The sequence below is a fragment of the Aeromonas bestiarum genome (genome assembly GCF_000819745.1).
GTDB classification, from domain to species: domain Bacteria; phylum Pseudomonadota; class Gammaproteobacteria; order Enterobacterales; family Aeromonadaceae; genus Aeromonas; species Aeromonas bestiarum.
This window is the reverse complement of record NZ_CDDA01000006.1, coordinates 140,780-158,790: the sequence shown is the minus strand read 5'-3', so window position 1 is coordinate 158,790 and position 18,011 is coordinate 140,780. Positions and strand designations below refer to the sequence as shown.

General features: G+C 61.0%; 16 protein-coding genes and 1 tRNA gene. 8 read left to right on the top strand and 9 right to left on the bottom strand.

What is annotated here, in order from left to right; genetic code table 11:
* The first annotated feature begins 114 nt into the window (after positions 1 to 114).
* Positions 115 to 1,215 (top strand): membrane-bound lytic murein transglycosylase MltC, encoded by a 1,101-nt coding sequence (mltC, locus tag BN1118_RS02465; RefSeq protein WP_043554414.1) that lies wholly within the window; start codon positions 115 to 117, stop codon positions 1,213 to 1,215.
* A gap of 69 nt (positions 1,216 to 1,284) precedes the next feature.
* Here the strand turns inward: mltC and BN1118_RS02460 are convergent, their stop codons facing one another.
* A complete protein-coding gene (locus BN1118_RS02460) occupies positions 1,285 to 1,665 on the bottom strand; it encodes a YgiW/YdeI family stress tolerance OB fold protein (RefSeq protein WP_043137188.1) in 381 nt (126 codons plus the stop codon).
* Between the two features lie 238 nt (positions 1,666 to 1,903).
* On the opposite strand from BN1118_RS02460, the gene BN1118_RS02455 reads away from it, so the two are divergent.
* Positions 1,904 to 2,911, top strand: a complete 1,008-nt coding sequence (locus tag BN1118_RS02455; protein WP_043554549.1) for an SGNH/GDSL hydrolase family protein — start codon at positions 1,904 to 1,906, stop codon at positions 2,909 to 2,911.
* Between the two features lie 56 nt (positions 2,912 to 2,967).
* Here the strand turns inward: BN1118_RS02455 and BN1118_RS02450 are convergent, their stop codons facing one another.
* Positions 2,968 to 3,702: a substrate-binding periplasmic protein gene (locus BN1118_RS02450; protein ID WP_043554413.1), complete on the bottom strand. Its 735-nt coding sequence runs from the start codon at positions 3,700 to 3,702 to the stop codon at positions 2,968 to 2,970.
* A 232-nt stretch (positions 3,703 to 3,934) separates the two neighbouring features.
* Here BN1118_RS02450 and ompA point away from each other — a divergent pair, with 232 nt between their 5' ends.
* Positions 3,935 to 4,993 (top strand): porin OmpA, encoded by a 1,059-nt coding sequence (gene ompA / locus BN1118_RS02445; RefSeq protein ID WP_043554548.1) that lies wholly within the window; start codon positions 3,935 to 3,937, stop codon positions 4,991 to 4,993.
* 84 nt (positions 4,994 to 5,077) lie between these two features.
* Here the strand turns inward: ompA and BN1118_RS02440 are convergent, their stop codons facing one another.
* Genes BN1118_RS02440 through BN1118_RS02430 form a run of 3 tightly spaced genes read right to left on the bottom strand, consistent with a single transcriptional unit; the run spans position 5,078 to position 8,563 of the window.
* Positions 5,078 to 5,647 (bottom strand): PqiC family protein, encoded by a 570-nt coding sequence (locus BN1118_RS02440; protein ID WP_084213991.1) that lies wholly within the window; start codon positions 5,645 to 5,647, stop codon positions 5,078 to 5,080.
* Positions 5,647 to 7,293, bottom strand: coding sequence for an intermembrane transport protein PqiB (gene pqiB / locus BN1118_RS02435; RefSeq protein WP_016352115.1), 1,647 nt, complete (start codon positions 7,291 to 7,293; stop codon positions 5,647 to 5,649). Before pqiB ends, BN1118_RS02440 begins: the two co-directional genes overlap by 1 nt.
* Positions 7,286 to 8,563, bottom strand: a complete 1,278-nt coding sequence (locus BN1118_RS02430; RefSeq protein WP_043554410.1) for a paraquat-inducible protein A — start codon at positions 8,561 to 8,563, stop codon at positions 7,286 to 7,288. Before BN1118_RS02430 ends, pqiB begins: the two co-directional genes overlap by 8 nt.
* A gap of 177 nt (positions 8,564 to 8,740) precedes the next feature.
* Between BN1118_RS02430 and hfq the strand changes: the two genes are divergently transcribed.
* A complete protein-coding gene (gene hfq / locus BN1118_RS02425; protein ID WP_011707507.1) occupies positions 8,741 to 9,103 on the top strand; it encodes an RNA chaperone Hfq in 363 nt (120 codons plus the stop codon).
* Between the two features lie 139 nt (positions 9,104 to 9,242).
* Here hfq and BN1118_RS02420 read toward each other — a convergent pair whose 3' ends face one another.
* From BN1118_RS02420 to dapA, 4 genes are all read right to left on the bottom strand, one after another.
* Positions 9,243 to 9,833 (bottom strand): HAD family hydrolase, encoded by a 591-nt coding sequence (locus BN1118_RS02420; RefSeq protein WP_043554408.1) that lies wholly within the window; start codon positions 9,831 to 9,833, stop codon positions 9,243 to 9,245.
* Between the two features lie 65 nt (positions 9,834 to 9,898).
* The gene (locus BN1118_RS02415) at positions 9,899 to 11,002 is read right to left on the bottom strand and encodes an EAL and HDOD domain-containing protein (protein ID WP_043554407.1); all 1,104 of its coding nucleotides are present in this window, start codon (positions 11,000 to 11,002) and stop codon (positions 9,899 to 9,901) included.
* Positions 11,003 to 11,006: 4 nt separating this feature from the next.
* On the bottom strand, positions 11,007 to 12,647 hold the full coding sequence (locus tag BN1118_RS02410; RefSeq protein ID WP_043554406.1) for a GGDEF domain-containing protein: 1,641 nt from the start codon (positions 12,645 to 12,647) through the stop codon (positions 11,007 to 11,009).
* A gap of 94 nt (positions 12,648 to 12,741) precedes the next feature.
* Positions 12,742 to 13,614 (bottom strand): 4-hydroxy-tetrahydrodipicolinate synthase, encoded by an 873-nt coding sequence (gene dapA / locus BN1118_RS02405; protein WP_043554405.1) that lies wholly within the window; start codon positions 13,612 to 13,614, stop codon positions 12,742 to 12,744.
* Between the two features lie 278 nt (positions 13,615 to 13,892).
* On the opposite strand from dapA, the gene rsmC reads away from it, so the two are divergent.
* The 4 genes from rsmC to BN1118_RS02385 all read left to right on the top strand — a co-directional run bounded on the left by rsmC (position 13,893) and on the right by BN1118_RS02385 (position 17,940).
* Positions 13,893 to 14,921 carry a 16S rRNA (guanine(1207)-N(2))-methyltransferase RsmC gene (gene rsmC, locus BN1118_RS02400; protein WP_043554404.1) on the top strand — a complete coding sequence of 343 codons (1,029 nt, stop codon included), beginning with the start codon at positions 13,893 to 13,895 and terminating at the stop codon, positions 14,919 to 14,921.
* 107 nt (positions 14,922 to 15,028) lie between these two features.
* A complete protein-coding gene (gene glgC / locus BN1118_RS02395; protein WP_274454401.1) occupies positions 15,029 to 16,288 on the top strand; it encodes a glucose-1-phosphate adenylyltransferase in 1,260 nt (419 codons plus the stop codon).
* Positions 16,278 to 17,738 carry a glycogen synthase GlgA gene (gene glgA, locus BN1118_RS02390; protein WP_043137217.1) on the top strand — a complete coding sequence of 487 codons (1,461 nt, stop codon included), beginning with the start codon at positions 16,278 to 16,280 and terminating at the stop codon, positions 17,736 to 17,738. The genes glgC and glgA overlap by 11 nt, the downstream gene beginning before the upstream one ends.
* Before the next feature lie 116 nt (positions 17,739 to 17,854).
* Positions 17,855 to 17,940 (top strand) — tRNA-Leu (locus BN1118_RS02385).
* The last annotated feature ends 71 nt before the right edge of the window (positions 17,941 to 18,011 follow it).

Here is an 18,011-nt window from a genome sequence, read left to right as displayed (position 1 = left end):
CCAGTGACCGGTCTATGAACCAATGAGTTGTACCTGTGAGCCAGTGACGGCTATACCTCTCTCTGTTCACAGCCATGCATGACGGGCGGCCCCGCCGCCCAGTTTGAGGATCCTATGGGCCGAATTTTTTGGCTGCTTTGCACCCTGCTGTTTCTCTCTGCCTGCTCATCCTCCCCCAAGCCCAGCGGGAGTGAGGATGACGATCTGGTCAACGGCAAGGACATTCGCGGTTTCGAACACATGATCAGCGCGCTCTCCCATAACGTGAACGAGATATGGGGGCGTGAGGCGCTGTTCGCGGGCAAATTTGACTACGTCAAATACACGGATCAGTACAAGAGCCGGGCTCACATCGACTTCTCCAGCGGCCACATCATGGTGGAAACCGTCTCCGGGCTTGACCCTCGTGCCCACCTGCGCCGCGCCATCATAGAGACCCTGCTGACCCCGGACGACCCGGCGGAAGTGGATCTGTACTCCGACCGTGAAATTCTGCCCGGTGGCGAGCCCTTCCTCTATGGTCAGGTGCTGGACAACCTGGGCCAGCCGATCCGCTTCGACTGGCGTGCCGAGCGCTACGCCGATTACCTGCTCAGCACGGCGATGAAGAAGCGCACCCTGGGGATCCGCACCATCTTCTTCGTCGACATCCCCATGGTGGCCAACCACGAGGACAGACGGGGTTACAAGTATGCCGGCATCATACGGGAAGCCTCCCGCAAGTACGGGGTCGCCGAAAGCCTCATCTACGCGGTGATCAAGACAGAGAGCAGCTTCAACCCCTATGCGGTCAGCCACGCCAACGCCTATGGCCTGATGCAGGTGATCCCGGCCACCGCAGGACGGGACGTCTACGTGCGGGTCAAGGGCAGGAACGGCCAGCCGACCCGGGAGGATCTGTTCAATCCGGCCTACAACATAGACGTGGGCACCGCCTACCTGCACCTGTTGCAGACCGTCTATCTGGTGGACATCCAGGATCCGCTCTCCCGCCGCTATGCCGTCATCTCGGCCTACAACGGCGGCGCCGGCGGTGTACTGAACACCTTCTCCAGCGACCGCAAGGCGGCGCCCGGCATGATCAACCAGCTCTCCCCCGAGGCTGTGTACCAGATCCTGACCGAGCAGCACCCCAAGGCGGAAGCCAGACGCTATCTCTACAAGGTCAATCTGGCCGAGAAGGGATTCAAGCGCACGCTGGCCCGCACCGGCTAAGCAGACCAACAACAAAAGGGCGCCTCCATGGAGGCGCCCTTGTTACGTCCGGCGTGCGGCTATCCTGCCTTACTTGGCGACAAACCCGCCCTTGCTCTGCGGAGCGGCGCCCACCTTCTCCAGGCTCTCCACCTCCACCTCTGTCTTGTTCCAGCTGTGGTCCACTTCACCACGGATGCGGATCAGATCGTCCGGGCCCACCTCGGTGCCGCGCCACACATCCTGATCCACTTCGACTTCCACCTCGCCACTGGCGTCGCGGAACATGTAGTTCTCGCCGCCCAGGTGCTTGACCAGCTTCCCTTCCAGGGTGGCCCAGCTGTCATCGGCCAGATCCTTCAACTGCGCGACGGACACCTTGTTCTGCTCCTGCGGGCCTGTATAGGCCGCCATGGCGAAAGAAGAGATGGACATCAGGGTCAACAGACCGATTACGCTTGCCTTGTTCATTTCATGCTCCTGTCATTGGGTACGGGAGCAGTGTGCAAGCCGGGGCGTGAAACAAACGTGAAGCCTCCCCATCTGGGTGAAGGGAATGTGACCGTAATCGATTTAATCAGCACCGCCTGCTGCGAAATTTAATTCGGCTGGATACCCTGCAAAATGGCAAAACAGCTTCCCAGCACCTTTGCCTATCGAGGAAAAGCCTGCAGGCACCACCTGCTTTCAAAGCAACGAGAACAACAAGATGAAAAAATGGTTTGTGTGTTTATTGGGATTGGTCGCGCTGACAGTTCAGGCAGCCGACAGCCGTCCCGCCTTCTCCCGGATCGTGATGTTTGGCGACAGCCTCTCCGATACCGGCAAGATGTACAGCAAGATGCGCGGTTACCTCCCCTCCAGCCCCCCCTACTATGAGGGCCGCTTCTCCAACGGGCCCGTCTGGCTGGAGCAGCTGACCAAGCAGTTCCCGGGCCTGACCATAGCCAACGAGGCGGAAGGCGGTGCCACCGCCGTGGCTTACAACAAGATCTCCTGGAATCCCAAGTATCAGGTCATCAACAACCTGGACTACGAGGTCACCCAGTTCCTGCAAAAAGACAGCTTCAAGCCGGACGATCTGGTGATCCTCTGGGTCGGCGCCAACGACTATCTGGCCTATGGCTGGAACACAGAGCAGGATGCCAAGCGGGTGCGCGACGCCATCAGCGATGCGGCCAACCGCATGGTGCTGAACGGTGCCAAGCAGATACTGCTGTTCAACCTGCCGGATCTGGGCCAGAACCCCTCGGCCCGCAGCCAGAAGGTAGTCGAGGCGGCCAGCCATGTCTCCGCCTACCACAACCAGCTGCTGCTGAACCTGGCACGCCAGCTGGCTCCCACCGGCATGGTGAAGCTGTTCGAGATCGACAAGCAGTTTGCCGAGATGCTGCGTGATCCGCAGAACTTCGGCCTGAGCGACACGGAGAACGCCTGCTACGGTGGCAGCTATGTGTGGAAGCCGTTTGCCTCCCGCAGCGCCAGCACCGACAGCCAGCTCTCCGCCTTCAACCCGCAGGAGCGCCTCGCCATCGCCGGCAACCCGCTGCTGGCCCAGGCCGTCGCCAGCCCCATGGCTCGCCGCAGCGCCAGCCCCCTCAACTGTGAGGGCAAGATGTTCTGGGATCAGGTCCACCCCACCACTGTCGTGCACGCAGCCCTGAGTGAGCGCGCCGCCACCTTCATCGAGAGTCAGTACGAGTTCCTCGCCCACTGATGACAAGGGGCCGACACTCGGTCGGCCCCTCTTTTACCTCGCCACAGCACCATCAATCAGCGATAGCGCTTCACTATGCCGTCATAGATGCCGTTCTGCCGGATGGTGGCCAGCGCCTCCTGCAGCCGCTTGATCACCTCGGGCGCCGTCTTCAGGCTCGCCGCCACGTAGAGCTCCCCTCCGGTAAAATCTTCGATGTCGTGCACTATCTTGAGGGTGTCTGGCCCATAGCCCGCCTGCCGCACATAGTAGTTCGCCGCCTCCTGCGACACGGGCCAGAGATCGATGCGCCCCATCAACAGTTTGAGCATGTTGGCCTCGTTGCTGTTGTTGCGCTGCAGGTTGGAGAAGTTGAGACCGATCAGATACTGCTCCAGCGCATCGTTGCGCACTGTGCCGATGGACCAGGCACGCGCCTGTGACAGCTGGCTGAACGGCTTGATGTCATCGCGTTTGGCCAGGGCAAACACATGAAAGTTGATGCGGGCTATCACCCCGATCCACTGGAACTGCGCCTCGCGCTCGGGGAAGCGGCTGATGCTGTAGATGAGCACGTTGGGGCGGCTGCGGGCCAGCGAGATGGCCCTCGCCCAGGGATAGATGTCGAGGTCGTACTCGAATCCCGCCTCCTCCAGCATGGCCTCCACCACTTCGGTGCCCAGCCCCTTGATCTCGGCCTCTTCCAGATAGTTGTAGGGGGCATAGTCTTCGGTCACCACCTGCAGCGTGTCAGCGGCCCAGACCGGCGCCAGCCACAGCGACCAGCACAGCCATATCCATTTGTTTTTCATGCCCACCCCGATGCGATCCTGCCTCGGTTAACTATTGCCGCCCCGCCCCAGAGATCAAATCACACCGCTCAACTGCGGCAATAATAATCACAATATGTTTTATATCAGTTGCTTGAGAACTCATGGAAAGCGACTACCTTTAATCTGTTGTGGCTGTGCTATAAGCCCCGACCCATAAGGAGAGACGACATAGAAAAACCTCCCCCCAAATATGAAATTGCAGAGGCTCAACATGAATAAAACACTGATTACCTTACTGGTTTCAGGCTTGCTTGCGGCCAACGCCCAGGCTGCCGGACAAGACAACACCTGGTATGGCGGTGCCAAGCTGGGTTGGTCCAACTTCTATGGCGTCGATCACAACCAGAGCATCAAGGACAACTACGCCATCGGCGAAGAGGACAAGAACGACGTCGGCGCCGGCGCTTTCCTCGGCTACCAGATCAACCAGAACCTCGGCGTCGAGCTCGGTTATGACTGGCTCGGCAAATACAAGTACACAGCAACCGACCTGCTGACGCCCACCGACATCAGCCAGGACGAGATCAAGGCCCAGCTGGCTCAGCTCACCATGAAGATAGGTCTGCCGGTGAGCGACAGCCTGGATCTCTACACTCGCCTCGGTGGTGCCTACGCCTGGACCGACAGCAAGCAGCTGGACAATGACAACGGCGCCGCCTTCGTCGGTGCCCTGGGCGCCGAATACGCCTTCAACCGCGACTGGGCCGCCCGCCTCGAATACCAGTACACAACCCCGCTCGGTGACAAGGCGCTCGACAAGACGGGGGCCGAGCTCGACAACGGCCTGCTGGCGGTCGCCGTGGTCTACCGCTTCGGCCAGGTTGCTCCCGTGGTTGCGGCCCCGGTTCCGGCCCCCGCGCCTGAGCCCGTGGTGGTCGAGAAGCAGTTCACCCTGAGCTCGGACGTGTTGTTCGACTTCAACAAGGCGACCCTCAAAGCGGAAGGCGGACAGGCGCTGGATAACCTCTACGGCCAGATTGAGCAAGCCAGACCCAAGGATGGCGTCGCCACAGTCATCGGCTATACCGACCGCATCGGCTCGGATGCCTACAACCAGAAGCTCTCCGAGCAGCGTGCCCACACAGTCGCCGATTACCTGGTCGGCAAGGGCCTGCCGGCAGGCAAGGTCAATGTGGAAGGGCGTGGCAAGGGCTCCCCTGTCACCGGCGACAGCTGCACCAGCAAATCCAAGCGTGAGCTGATCGTCTGCCTGGCCCCGGATCGCCGGGTCGAGGTCAAGGTGGAAGGGGTATCCGACGTTCAGCAGTAAGTTCCACCTCCTTGGCACCGGGTCTGTGGTGCCGGGATAAAAAAACGGGAGGCCTCTGGCCTCCCGTTTTCATTCTCGGCGGTTTCAGGCGCCCTTGCGCACCTCTGCCGCAATCTGGTCGAGCAGCTGTTGCCAGCCCTGTCCCAGTTCGCTGACCAGGGAGCCGTAGCCATCCTCCGGCAACACCCGCACCTGCTGGAAGGGAACGTCGCGCAGGACAGTGCCCTCTTCCGTCAGCAGTCGCCAGCGGCCACTCAGCACGGCGCGCCCGTCGTGGCGCCCCTGGAAGCGCTCGACCGAGATGGTCAGCACTGGCCCCTTGCGGGCACCGTCCTGGCGCACCACCCAGCCGGGCAGCCGGCTGGAGAGACCGTTCAGGGTCAGCTGATCGAGCTGGGCATCCAGCGACCCCGCCCAGCGATGGTACTCGGCGAAGTGCAGCTCCTTGCCCTCCAGCTGATAGACCAGGCTCATCCTGTCCAGCTGGCCGGACAGGGAGACAGGTTTGAGCACCAGCTGGTGCTGCGGTTGCGCCGTCATCGTAGTCGGCTGCTGCGCCTCGGCATCGAGGGAGTAGTAGTGCAGCGCCGTCGGCGCCGAGCTGCAACCCGCCAGCAGGCCCAACAAGGCCAGCATCATCATCTGTTTCTTCATCATTGGCCTCGCTTGGGCTCGGGATCACGGGGACGGGCGCGATCGAAGATCAACGAACTCGGCTGCTCGTTGAGCGAATGCACCAGTGGCTGCAACTCACGCATCAGCTGATTGAGCGACTGTACCGACTGACGCAGATCCTGATTGGTCTGGGAGTTGGCATCGTACTCTTGCAGCGTGCTCTGCAACTGCTTCAGGCTGTCGTTCAGGGACGCCGGCAACTGCTGGGTCGCACTCTGGCCGGTAAACTTGTCCAGATTGGCGCTCACCGCGCTGACGTTCTTGAGGGTCTGGTCCAGGGTGACCAGGGTGTGATTCACCTGGTTCAGCGTCTTGGCCGTGTCCATGTCGACGAACTTGTCGAGGATCTGGTTCACCTTGCGCTCGATCTGGTCCAGCCCGGCCTGCACGGTCGGGAATACCTGATAACCGGCCAGCTTGATGGCCTGATACTTGGGGGCATCCGGATAGAAGTTCAGATCCACCACCTTGCCCCCGGTCAACAGGCTGGAGGTCTTGAGCGTCGCCCGCAACCCCTCCTTGAACTGCTTGCCGAACAGGGCGCGCCACTGCTCCTTCTCCGCGTTGGCATAGCGGTGGGAGAGGCGCTGCACCTCGATGCGCGCCAGTACCGGGATCTGCCGGTTCTGGAATATCTGCACCCCTTTCTCGTCGATGAGATAGGGCGCCGAGATGACGGTGCCGACCCGGATACCGCGATACTCCACCGCCGCACCGGGGTGCAGGCCACCGACGCTGTCTTCAAACAGGAACACATAGTCGATGAACTGATCCAGGCTACCGGCCAACACGCTGGCCTGATCCTGGAACAGGGTGAAATCGTCCATCTGCTTGGCCGGCTCACCCGGTGCCCAGCCAGGGGGCAGCCCCATGGTGATGCCGCCGTCGAGCAGGCTCTCCAGCGAATCCATCTTCACCTTCATCCCCTCGCTGCTCATGGAGACCTCGAAGCCCGGGGTCATCCAGAAGCGGGAGTTGCCGCTCACCAGCACGTCATAGGGGGCGTTGATGAAGATCTGGTACTGCATCTCGCTCTTCTCGGGCAGGAACTTCGCCTCTTCCACCTGGCCTATGGTGAAGCCCTGGTAGTTGATGGGCGAGCCCACCCCGAGCGCCCGGGTATCCCGGCTGCTCAGGGAGAGCCGCAGCCCCTTGGCGTCCTGGGAGGCCAGCGGCGGCTTGTCCAGCATGGCGTATTCGTCCAGCGGCCTGCCCTTCTTGCCGGGGGCCAGCTCGATGTAGGCGCCGGAGAGCAGGGTGCCGAGGCCCGAGACCCCTTCCCGGCCAACCCTGGGCTTGACCACCCAGAACTGGCTGTCTTTCTTGAGCATGCCGGCGGCGGCATTGGTCAGGCGAGCCTTCAGCACCGCATGGCTGTAGTCCTCGCTGAGCTCCACCGCCTCGATGCGGCCCACTTCCACCTCGCGGGAGCGGATCACCGTCTTGCCCGCCACTATGCCTTCGGCGGTGGCCACTGTCAGGGTGAAGCTGGGACCTTGCGAATACCAGTGCTGGAACAACATCCAGATGCCGATGAACAGCGCCAGCAGCGGCACCATCCAGATTGCGGCGGCCGAGCTCAGAAAATCAGAGCCGGGTTTCCACCTTTTCTTACGCTCACTCACGTTCGCGTTCTCCTTGTTGTAAATCCCAGATCAGGCGGGAATCGAAACTCATGGCTGCCACCATGGTAATCAGCACCACACCCGCAAATGCGACGGCCGCGGGGCCGGGGTAGATGGTCATCAGGTTGTCGAGCCGGATCAGGCCCGCCAGGATGGCCACCACGAAGACGTCGATCATCGACCAGCGTCCCACGAATTCAGTCATGCGATAGAGCTTGAGCTTGCCAAGGGGCGAGGCGCCGTGGCCGCGCTGTACCATATAGCAAAGCCACAACAGCGCCAGAATTTTCACCAGCGGCACCACCACGCTGGCGATGAAGATCACCGCGGCTATGGGGTAGGAACCCATGGCCCACAACAAGACCACGCCGCCGAGGATGGTGGAAGGGCTGTCGTCCCCCAGGAAGACCGTGTCCATGATGGGATAGAGGTTGGCGGGCACATAGAGGATCACAGAGGTGAAGAGCAGGGCCCAGGTCCGGTTCAGGCCGCCCGGCTTGCGGCTGTGCAGCTTGCCACCGCAGCGCGGGCAGCTGTGCTCGCCCGCCTCGCTCAGGGCGCCGCAGATGTGACAGCCCACCAGCCCGGACGCCATGGCAGCGACTTCGCCATCCGCATCCAGCTCGCGAGCCTCGGTCGGGCCGAACAGCCGTTGCCACAGCCACATCCGGTCCAGCGACGAAATCATCTTGATCAGCAGCACCGTATAGCCGACGAAGGCCCAGAACGACAACCCCATCTTGATGTCGGCCATCCCCATCAGCTTCACCAGCGAGATGAGCACCCCGATCAGGAAGACATCCACCATCAGCCAGGGCTTGATCCGGCACAGCAGGCGACCGAGGGAGCGCAGGGCATTGCTGTGCAAGTCCTTGTCGACCCGCCACAGCACCAGCATGATGGAGCCGATGTAGACCAGCGGCAGGCCGATCAGGGTCAGGCTCAGCACGGCCCCCAGAAACAGATAGCCCTGGTCCACCAGCGTGGTGATGCACTGCAGAAACGTCATCTCCTGCCCCACCCCCTTGGCCGAGAACGACATGAAGGTAAAGGCGTTGGAGAGCACGAACATGATGAGGGCCGCAAAGCCGTAAGCGATGGGCCTGCGCTCCTGCTCCGGCAAATGACGGCTCAGGGTATGGCCGCAACGCGGACAGCTGCTCGTCTCCCCGACGGCCAGCTCGGTGGCCGGCACCAGCAGGTCACACTCTTCGCACGCGGTCGCGTCATGGGTATAGGTGGGTAGGTGTTGGTGTGAAACCGGATGCAAGATGAAACCCCAGCATGAGGCCCGCCACGGGGCCAGAGCCGCCAATTATTACAGCAGCGGCCCCTGCCGACCAGCACTGTCGTTGCACCATCCGGGATGGGAGCGAGAATGACTTTGACAAGCCAGTGACCATTTAGCACAATCAAACGCCACTTTTTTTCCGCGGGACAATAATTTATGACAACTGAATCCCCAAGCTACTCCACGATCGAGCAAGCCTTCTCCCTCGGGAACGGGCAAGATTCTGCCCTCAACTGGTTGCGCAAGAATCGCAGTCAGGTCGCCATCTTCCTGGTGAGCGGCATCAAGCTGGAGGGGACCATCAGCGGTTTCGACCAGTACAGCGTGCTGTTGACCGATGCCCATGGCAACCAGCAGCTGGTCTACAAGGCCAAGATCTCCACCATCGCCATGCACTCCGGCCGTCCCCAGGTCAGCATACAGCGCGCCCGCAAGCCGCGCGTCTCCATGGCGCCGCGTCCCCATGGCGCCCCCGGTCGTTACGATGACAACCAGGGCGGCGGTAGCAGCGAGCAGTAATGCGCTTGCCTGAATCACCCCCACGCCATTGCTGCGTCAAAGGGTGACCGAGTCCATTCTCATTTATCATGTCTGTCCCGTATGAGAATGGACTCCACTCTTCCTCCGAGTGGATCCACCTGTTTCACCGCCCTTCACTTCAATACTGCAAGTCGACCGGTCTGCCATCCCTGACCATGCAGGTCTGCATCCCCGCAGCCTGACCGGCCTGTACGCCAATTCCCGTATCCTCGAACACCAGACAGGTCGCCGGCTCGACCCCCAGCCGACGTGCAACCAGCAGAAACGTATCTGGATGGGGCTTGTGCAGATCCACATCGTCGGCGGTCACCACCACGGGGAAGTAACGATCCAGCCCGGTATTGCGCAGCACGGCCTCGGCATTGATACGGGGCGAGCCTGTGCCTATCCCCATGGGAATGAGGCCGTGATGGCGCTGAACCAGTTCCAGCATGGCCGGGAAGACGGTGACCTTGTGCAGGTTGGCCACGTAGTGATCCGTCTTGCAGCGGGTCACCACCAGCGGATCCAGGGCGATCTGCTGCTGCTCGGCGACCAGCAGGGCGATTTTGCGACTCGGCATGCCACCGAGTTCATAGAACCAGTCGGCATCGAAGTGAAAGCCAAACTCCCGGGCCGTGTGCGCCCAGGCGGCAAGGTGCAGTGGCATTGAGTCCACCAGGGTGCCATCGAGGTCAAATACCAGGCCTTGAAATCCGGAGAGGGTCATGGTGCGGGATCTGTGTCTGAAAATGGGTCCCCATTCTAGCCAGAGCCGCGCCCAGTCGCCATGACCTAGGTGGCGAGAAACGCTTGCCCCCACATTTGAGCCTGAAAATAGATGGGGGTCAGCTTGGCGGGATCCAGCTGATAGCTAGGCGCCAGCTGGGCAAGCAGCGGCCAGTTCCCCTGCTCATAGGTCTTCACCAGCTGGAACAGATGAAAGAGCGGCCCCTCACTGGACTCGAGCGCCCGCTTCACATCCTTGGGCAGATGGGCCTTGAGCTGCTCGGAGAGCAGCGAGCCATCCAGCACCAGCCCCACCAGAAACGCCCAGCTGGCGGCGGCCTTGCCGAGCGCGGTCACGGCGATCAGCTCGCAGAAACGGCCACGGGCGATGGCCATGCGGGTACAGGCCTCCGGCATGTGCTGACTGACCCGCGCCAGCCCGTAGATGAGCACGAACTTGCGGATCTCCTGCTCCCCCAGATAGGAGAGCGCCCGCGTGACCGAGACGATGGGGCTGGCGTGATCGAAGCCGGGGGCGTTGACATAGGTCATCAGCTGGCCCGGCAGCCAGGCGTCCTGCTCCAGCAGGCTGGCGACCCTGGCAAAGGAGAACTCCTCATGGCAGATGATTTGCAGTATCTCCTGCACCAGCTTCATGTCCGGCTGGGCGGCGCGCTGATTCACCAGCTCGGGACGCGCGAGAAAACCGCCGGCGAAGAAGTCCACCCCCGCCTCCTTGAGCGGCAGAAAATCGCCCCAGGTCTCGATGTCGAGCGCCATCCGCTTGTGCTCGGTCGGCTGACTGATCCCCTCCTCCCCCATCCAGAACACCAGCAGCCGGGAGGCGTTGAACCAGCGGGGCTCGCGCTGGGCACCGTGCACGGCCAGACGGCGTCGATAATCGCGCCACTGGGCCAGTACGGGAAACGAGGCGGGCAACCGCTCGGCCGAGGCCTCGACCAGTGGGATAGTGTCCTGATCGAACAGCAGGGGGCGTTGCTCATCGAGTTGTTCATGGCTGAAGGGCAGCAAGTATTGGCGCCCCTGGGCCAGCAGACGGCATTGCGTCGCGAGAAGAGTCCATTCGGCGGGGTCGGCAAGCTGATAGTCCATGCCATAGGCAACGAGGGCGAGACGACGATTGAAGATGGGATAGCGACGTAACAACATGGGCTCACCGATAGGCTAGCGTACACGCCCTCCCCTGCGACTTGGCATGATAGAGCGCCTGATCGGCCTGTTCGGTCAAGCTCTGCCATGTTCCATCCAGCGAGGGAACCAGATAGCTAAAGCCTATGCTAACCGTAATGAAATCAGCAACTCGGGAAGCCGGATGTGGGATCTTTAATTCACTGAGCCCCTCGTGAATCCGCTCCGCCAACCGCTCGGCCTCTTCGGGTTGCGGGCCGCACAGCAGGATAACGAACTCCTCCCCGCCGTAGCGGGCTACCAGGTTGGTGCGCCGCCGCTCCGCCTCCTGCAGCAAACTGGCTACCTGTTGCAGACACAGATCCCCCTTGGCATGACCGAAGTGATCGTTGTAGGACTTGAACTCGTCCACGTCGATCATCAGCACCGCCAGCAGGCCCTGGTGACGACGGGCCCACTCCCACTCCCGCTGCATGGTGAGATCCCAGTGGCGACGGTTGGCGATGCCGGTCAGGGGATCCTCCAGCGACAGCAGCGACAGTCGCTTGTTGGCCGCCTCCAGCGCCCGGTTGGTCTCCGCCAATTGCATGGTGCGCTCGCTGACCCTCAGCTCCAGCTCCCGGTTGAAGCGCTCCAGCGCGGCCTGGGTGCGCTGGCGGATCAACAGCTGGGAGAGCATGGCCGCATACTGTTTGAAGATCTCGCTCTGGTACGCCTTGAGCGGCCGCCGCCACAGCAGGTTGTCGGCGGCGATCCAGCCGATGGGCGTGGCACCGTCCCACAGCGAGACCATGGCATTCCAGCCGCGCCCCACCTCCTGCTTCTCGTAGTAGAGCGGCGCATCTTCCAGCACCAGCACATAGTCCTTGCGGCGCAGGGCCTCCTGCACCGTGGGGTGCTCCGGAATGGGGCTGATGAAGTGGTGCTCGTCGATGAGTTCACCCGCCTCGTTGGTGCCCCAGGTGCCGTGCATTGTCTTGAACTCGGCGTCGACCAGGAAGATGGCGATGCGGTCGAACTGCAGATCCTGACGGGCCAGCGCCACCGCATCGTGCAGCAGCTGATGCTCGCTGTCGCAGCGGGAGAGTTTGACCCCCACCTGATGCAGCGCCTGCAACATGCTGAGGAAAGAGTCTTGCAGCGCCTGGCTGCGGATGAGATCGGCCTGGGTGTGCCTGCGCTGATCCCGCTCCTGATCGATCTGGCTGGCGAGTAACCGGCTCTCCAGCTCGGCGGCCAGGTAATGCATCAGCAACTGGATGCTCTGCTGCTGGCGTCGGGAGAGGCGATCGAGGCGGCGGCGAGTCTCCAGATAGACCACGGCCTTGAGCCCCTTCTGGCGTTTGAGCGGGAAGCAGGCACGCAGGCGTGGAATTTCGGGTTCGACCGTCTCCCAGACATCGGTCGTCGGGGCTATCTGCTCCACCACCAGCTGGCCCTTGTCGAAGGCATGTTCGATGAAGATGACGGGGAGTTTGAGGGGGGCGGCAATGTCCGCATTCAGGCAGATCAGCCCCTGATCGAGCTGAAAGCTGTAAAGTTGGGACTCGGGAGCCCGCAACCAGAGGTAAATTTGTTCGGCTTCTGTCTTTTCCCTGACCGTTGCCAGCGTCACTTCACAGAGATGTTCAAAACTGGTGAAGTGCTCTGGATCCCATTCCTGCATGCCTGCCATCCTTGGTTGTATCCAAGCGAGTATATCTGCAAACCTTGCACATTAATTGACTAGGCAGTCAAAAGCGCGATCCAGAGCCCAATTTTTATAACAAATTCAATGCCTGCATCGCACTGCGGATGCGTTCGCGGGTCGCCTCGGACAGCGGCATCACCGGCAGGCGACACTCTTCGCTGCAAAAGCCCAGCAGGGAGACCGCATACTTGGCGCCCGCCGGGCTCGGCTCGGCGAACATGGCCTGATGCAGCGGAATGAGCGTGTCCTGCAACTCACGGGCAGCCTGCCACTCACCGGCCAGCGTCAGATTCTGCACCTCGGCCACCAGCTTGGGTGCCACGTTGGCCGTCACCGAGATGCAGCCCTGGCCGCCACCTATGTTGTAGGCCACCGCGGTGGCATCTTCGCCGGAGAGCCAGGCGAACGGCTTCTTGATCAGCTGGCGCTCGGTCCAGGGGCGGGCCAGGTCGCCGGTGGCATCCTTCACGCCGGCGATGCGCGGCAGTTCGGCCAGGCGGGCCAGGGTCGCCGGTTGCACGTCCACGATGGCGCGTGGCGGAATGTTGTAGACGATGATGGGCTTGGTCGTCGCATCGTGCACCGCCTTGAAGTGGTGGTAGAGCCCCTCCTGATTGGGACGGTTGTAGTAACCGGCCACATGCAGGGTCGCATCGGCCCCCGCCTGCTCGGCGTGGCGAGTGTATTCGATGGCTTCGACCGGGTTGTTGGAGCCGGCGCCGGCAATCACGGGAATGCGCCCCGCCACCTGCTTGACTACCAGTTCCACCACCCGGCAATGCTCGTCGTGGGTCAGGGTCGGGCTCTCACCCGTGGTACCGACCGGCACTATGCCGTGGGTCCCCTGCGCTATGTGCCACTCCACCAGACGAGCCAGTGCGGCCTCATCCAGCTGGCCCTGTCGAAATGGGGTGATCAGGGCAACTATCGAACCTTGAAACATGGGATTTCCTTCTCCGTTGACTCGCATATGGCAATAAAAAACCCCGGTACGGGCTGCGCAACCGGGGTTTGAATCTTCTCAGGGATGAGAGGTTACGCGCGAACGTCGGCAGGCCCGAATGTCAGGCTTTTCTTATGCTTTCGTTTCAACCCGTTGAACCGCATTTCATCATCTCTGGTCAAAAAATGGTGTCTGGGCATATTTCGGGAACACGGCATAAATGTCAAGGCGAAAGGGGCTATGTATAATGGCCGCCCAAAATTGTGTGGAGAGACCCGATGAGCAGCCCTGTCAGTGCCGTCAGCCAGATGCTGGAACGAAACCAAGCCCTCTTTGTCGGCAAGCGGCTACTTGTCTGCGGGACGCTGGAGGATGACTATCCCCGCCAGCTGGCCGAGCTGGCCCTATCCCTGACTGTATTCACCACGGATTATTGCTACTACCGCAGTCAGCAGGCCGCACTGGGGGACGCCATCCAGTTCGATCACCAGCTCGGCGGCACCCCCCGCTTCGATGCCCTGTTGCTGCTGATGCCCAAGGCCAAGGCCGAGGCGCAATACCTGCTGGCCATGATGACCCCCCTGCTGGAGGCTGGCGCCGATCTGTTTCTGGCCGGTGAGAATCGCGGCGGCATTAACGGCGCCGACAAGCTGCTGGCCCCTTACGGCGACAAGCCCATCAAGCGCGACTCAGCGCGCCGCTGCTCCCTCTATCACTGTGAGCTGAGCAAACCGGTAGCGCCGTTCGAACTGGACGCCTGGTTCAGCCGGTATGAATGCAAGGCGGGTGAGACGGCGCTGACCGTGCTGGCGCTGCCGGGGGTATTCAGTGCCGACGAGCTGGATCTGGGCAGCCAGATGTTGCTGGCCAGCCTGCCGCCGATGCGGGGCAAGCTGCTCGATTTTGGTTGCGGCGCCGGTGTCATAGGGTCAATGCTGGCCAAACGTAATCCGGATCTGGCGGTCAGCATGGTGGATATCAGTGCGCTGGCGCTGGAATCGAGCCGCCGCACCCTGGCCGTCAATGGCTTGCAGGGGAAGGTTCATGCTTCTGACGTTTACTCCGACATTGCTGAAAAGTTTCAACATATCGTCTCGAACCCTCCCTTCCACGCCGGGCTCAAGACCTTCTATGCGGCCACCGAAACCTTCCTCGCCAAGGCACCGGAATACCTGTCGGCGAATGGCGGTCTGACCATAGTCGCCAACGCCTTCCTGCGATATCAGCCTATACTGGATACGCACTTCAAACGGACCGAAGTGGTCAACAGCGACAGCAAATTCAAGGTGTATCTGAGCAAAGTGTAAATAAGTGTAACCGGTGTAATAAAACAAGTAGAGGGCCCCATCCGGGATCTGATAAGGTAATTATCAATCGTTTAACCACCCCTTTAGGGGTGTTTTTTTGCAGTGAGCTGAAAACCTTTTCATATCATAAATTCAGGGAGAGAAATACGATGGCAGGCATACTCACCATGATACTGGCAGGCGGCGAAGGAACCCGTCTCCAGCCGCTTACCACCACTCGCAGCAAGCCCTCTGTCCCGTTCGGCGGCAGCTATCGACTGATCGACTTCGTCCTCAACAACTTCGTCAACGCAGACTTCCTGCGCATCTACGTCTTGACCCAATTCAAGTCCCAGTCCCTCTATCTGCACATGAAGAAGGGCTGGAACATAGTCGGCATCACGGACCGCTTCATCGACCCTATTCCTGCCCAGATGCGGATGGGCAAACGCTGGTATGACGGCACGGCCGATGCCATCTACCAGAACCTGCGTTTCATCGAGATCTCCGACCCAGAGCACGTCTGCATCTTCGGCTCCGACCACATCTACAAGATGGATGTGAGCCAGATGGTGACCTTCCACAAACAGAAGGCCGCCGCCCTGACCGTCGCCGCCCTGCGCATGCCCATCGAGGAGGCGAGCGCCTTCGGGGTGATCGAGGTGGATCAGGAAGGGCGCATGATAGGTTTCGAAGAAAAACCCAAACATCCGAAGCACATCCCGGGGGATCCCACCCAGGCACTGGTCTCGATGGGCAACTACATCTTCGAAACCGAAGCGCTCTACCGCGAGCTCAAGCGCGATGCCGCCGAGGAGAACTCCAGCCACGATTTTGGCAAGGACATCATCCCCAGCCTGTTCCCGCGCGCCCCCGTCTATGTCTACGACTACAGCACCAACGTGATCCCGGGCGAGAAGCCCAACGTCTACTGGCGCGACGTGGGCACCCTCGACTCCTACTGGCAGGCGCACATGGATCTGGTGGCGGACGACGCCCCCTTCTCCCTCTACAACCGCAAGTGGCCGCTGCACACTCACTATCCGCCCCTGCCGCCAGCCACCTTCGTCGATACCGATGACTGCAAGGTCAAGATTGCCAACTCCCTGATCTCCGGCGGCTGCTTCATTCAGGGCAGCCAAATCCAGCGCTCCATCCTGGGTTTTCGCTGCAACATAGGCCCCTGCAGCCACATCAGCGAGTCGGTGTTGCTCGGGGATGTGAAGATTGGCGAAGGCTGTTCCATTCGACGCGCCATCATTGACAAGAACGTTGAAATTGCACCCGGCACCGTGATCGGTGAAAATCTGGACCATGACAGAGAGAGATTTACCGTATCCGAAGGCGGTATCGTCGTGGTACCTAAGGGAGCAAGAGTTGGCTATTAACCCACTGAAAATCCTGTTTGTTGCCTCGGAAGTTGAGGGGCTTGTGAAGACCGGGGGCCTGGCGGACGTGGCCAGAGCCCTGCCGCTGTATCTGGCCCAGAAGGGCCATGACGTCAGGATCATCCTGCCCTTCTACAAGACGATCAAACGCCGTGATGAGGCCAGACTGATCGCCTCGCGCTGGTTGCCAACCCATCCGGGACTGCCGGATATCGGCTATCGCATCTATCAGATGGAGCTGGAAGGGGTCTGTGTCTACCTGCTCGACTGCCCGCAATATTTCGATCGACCCCAGCTCTACGCCGAGAACAACCAGGCCTATGGCGACAATGGTGAACGCTTCGCCTTCTTCTCGGCTGCGGCCCTGCATGCTTGCGAACAGCTCAACTTTGCCCCCGACATAGTGCACTGCAACGACTGGCATACCGGTCTGCTGCCGCTGCTGCTCAAGTCCCGTCATGCCCATAACCCCTTCTTCCAGCACACCCGCAGCGTGATCAGCATTCACAACGCGGCCTTCCAGGGGGTATTCGGGCGGGAGCAGTTCTGGGCCATGCCCGAGATTGCCGAGTATGAACAGCGCATCAGCTACGACTACGGTCACATCAACCTGCTCAAGTGCGGGGTGCTCTATGCAGACAAGATCAATGCGGTCAGTCCCAACTACGCCAGCGAGCTGCTGACTCACCTGGGCGCCCACGGCATGGCCAGCATCTTCCAGCAGCGGGCAGCTGACCTGCGCGGCATTCTCAATGGCTGCGACTATCAGGACTGGGATCCGGCCTTCGACGACTTCCTGCCCGCCACCTATGACGTCGACAACCTCGCCGGCAAGCGGATCTGCAAACAGACGCTGCAACAGGAAACCGGCCTGCCGGTGGCGGATCTGCCCATCTACGGCATGGTGTGCCGGCTGACCGAGCAGAAAGGGGTGCACCTGTTGCTGCCGGTGCTGGACAAGTTCCTGCATCACAAGGTGCAGGTGGTGATAGTGGGCTCGGGGGATCCCTCCCTCGCCGCCCAGTTGCAGGCCATGGCCCAGCAGTACCCGGACAAGTTTGCCTTCATCAACACCTATGACGATAGGCTGGCCCACCTGGTGGAAGCGGGCGCCGACTTCTTCCTGATGCCCTCCCTGTTCGAACCCTGCGGTCTCAACCAGATGTACAGCCTGGCCTACGGCACCTTGCCGCTGGTGCGGGCCGTCGGTGGCCTCAAGGATACCGTAGTGGACTGGGATGCCGATCCTGAGCACGCCACCGGCTTCTGCTTCAACGATCCGACCGCCAACATACTGCTCGATGCCATGCGCCGCAGCCTGCTCTATTACCTGCAGGATCCCGAACGGTTTGCCAGAGTGCAGCGCAACGCCATGAACACCCGCTTCAACTGGCCGGACTCGGTCACCCAGTATGAGCAGATGTATCGGGATGCCCTGGCGCGTCAATGACGCTAATTGCTGAAGTTTTGTGCCCTTAGCACTGCTTTGAACGTCAACAGCGAAAAAAGTCCCCTTTGGCTGTTGACGCTCCTTCAAAACTCTATAGAATCCCCCACCGCAGTGATGCGAAGGTGGCGGAATTGGTAGACGCGCTAGCTTCAGGTGTTAGTGTCCCACGGATGTGAGGGTTCGAGTCCCTCTCTTCGCACCATACTGCAACATGCTTTTATCAGACAGCATGTCAATCCAGACTGATAACCCGAATGTGCGAAGGTGGCGGAA

What these genes read in the sequence shown, in the direction of transcription:
- BN1118_RS02440 (WP_084213991.1), bottom strand. Translation starts at nt 5,647, where the DNA reads ATGAAGAAACAGATGATGATGCTGGCCTTGTTGGGCCTGCTGGCGGGT.
- dapA (WP_043554405.1), bottom strand. Translation starts at nt 13,614, where the DNA reads ATGTTTCAAGGTTCGATAGTTGCCCTGATCACCCCATTTCGACAGGGC.
- ompA (WP_043554548.1), top strand. Translation starts at nt 3,935, where the DNA reads ATGAATAAAACACTGATTACCTTACTGGTTTCAGGCTTGCTTGCGGCC.
- BN1118_RS02410 (WP_043554406.1), bottom strand. Translation starts at nt 12,647, where the DNA reads ATGCAGGAATGGGATCCAGAGCACTTCACCAGTTTTGAACATCTCTGT.
- rsmC (WP_043554404.1), top strand. Translation starts at nt 13,893, where the DNA reads ATGAGCAGCCCTGTCAGTGCCGTCAGCCAGATGCTGGAACGAAACCAA.
- mltC (WP_043554414.1), top strand. Translation starts at nt 115, where the DNA reads ATGGGCCGAATTTTTTGGCTGCTTTGCACCCTGCTGTTTCTCTCTGCC.
- BN1118_RS02450 (WP_043554413.1), bottom strand. Translation starts at nt 3,702, where the DNA reads ATGAAAAACAAATGGATATGGCTGTGCTGGTCGCTGTGGCTGGCGCCG.
- BN1118_RS02420 (WP_043554408.1), bottom strand. Translation starts at nt 9,833, where the DNA reads ATGACCCTCTCCGGATTTCAAGGCCTGGTATTTGACCTCGATGGCACC.
- BN1118_RS02460 (WP_043137188.1), bottom strand. Translation starts at nt 1,665, where the DNA reads ATGAACAAGGCAAGCGTAATCGGTCTGTTGACCCTGATGTCCATCTCT.
- BN1118_RS02415 (WP_043554407.1), bottom strand. Translation starts at nt 11,002, where the DNA reads ATGTTGTTACGTCGCTATCCCATCTTCAATCGTCGTCTCGCCCTCGTT.
- hfq (WP_011707507.1), top strand. Translation starts at nt 8,741, where the DNA reads ATGACAACTGAATCCCCAAGCTACTCCACGATCGAGCAAGCCTTCTCC.
- BN1118_RS02455 (WP_043554549.1), top strand. Translation starts at nt 1,904, where the DNA reads ATGAAAAAATGGTTTGTGTGTTTATTGGGATTGGTCGCGCTGACAGTT.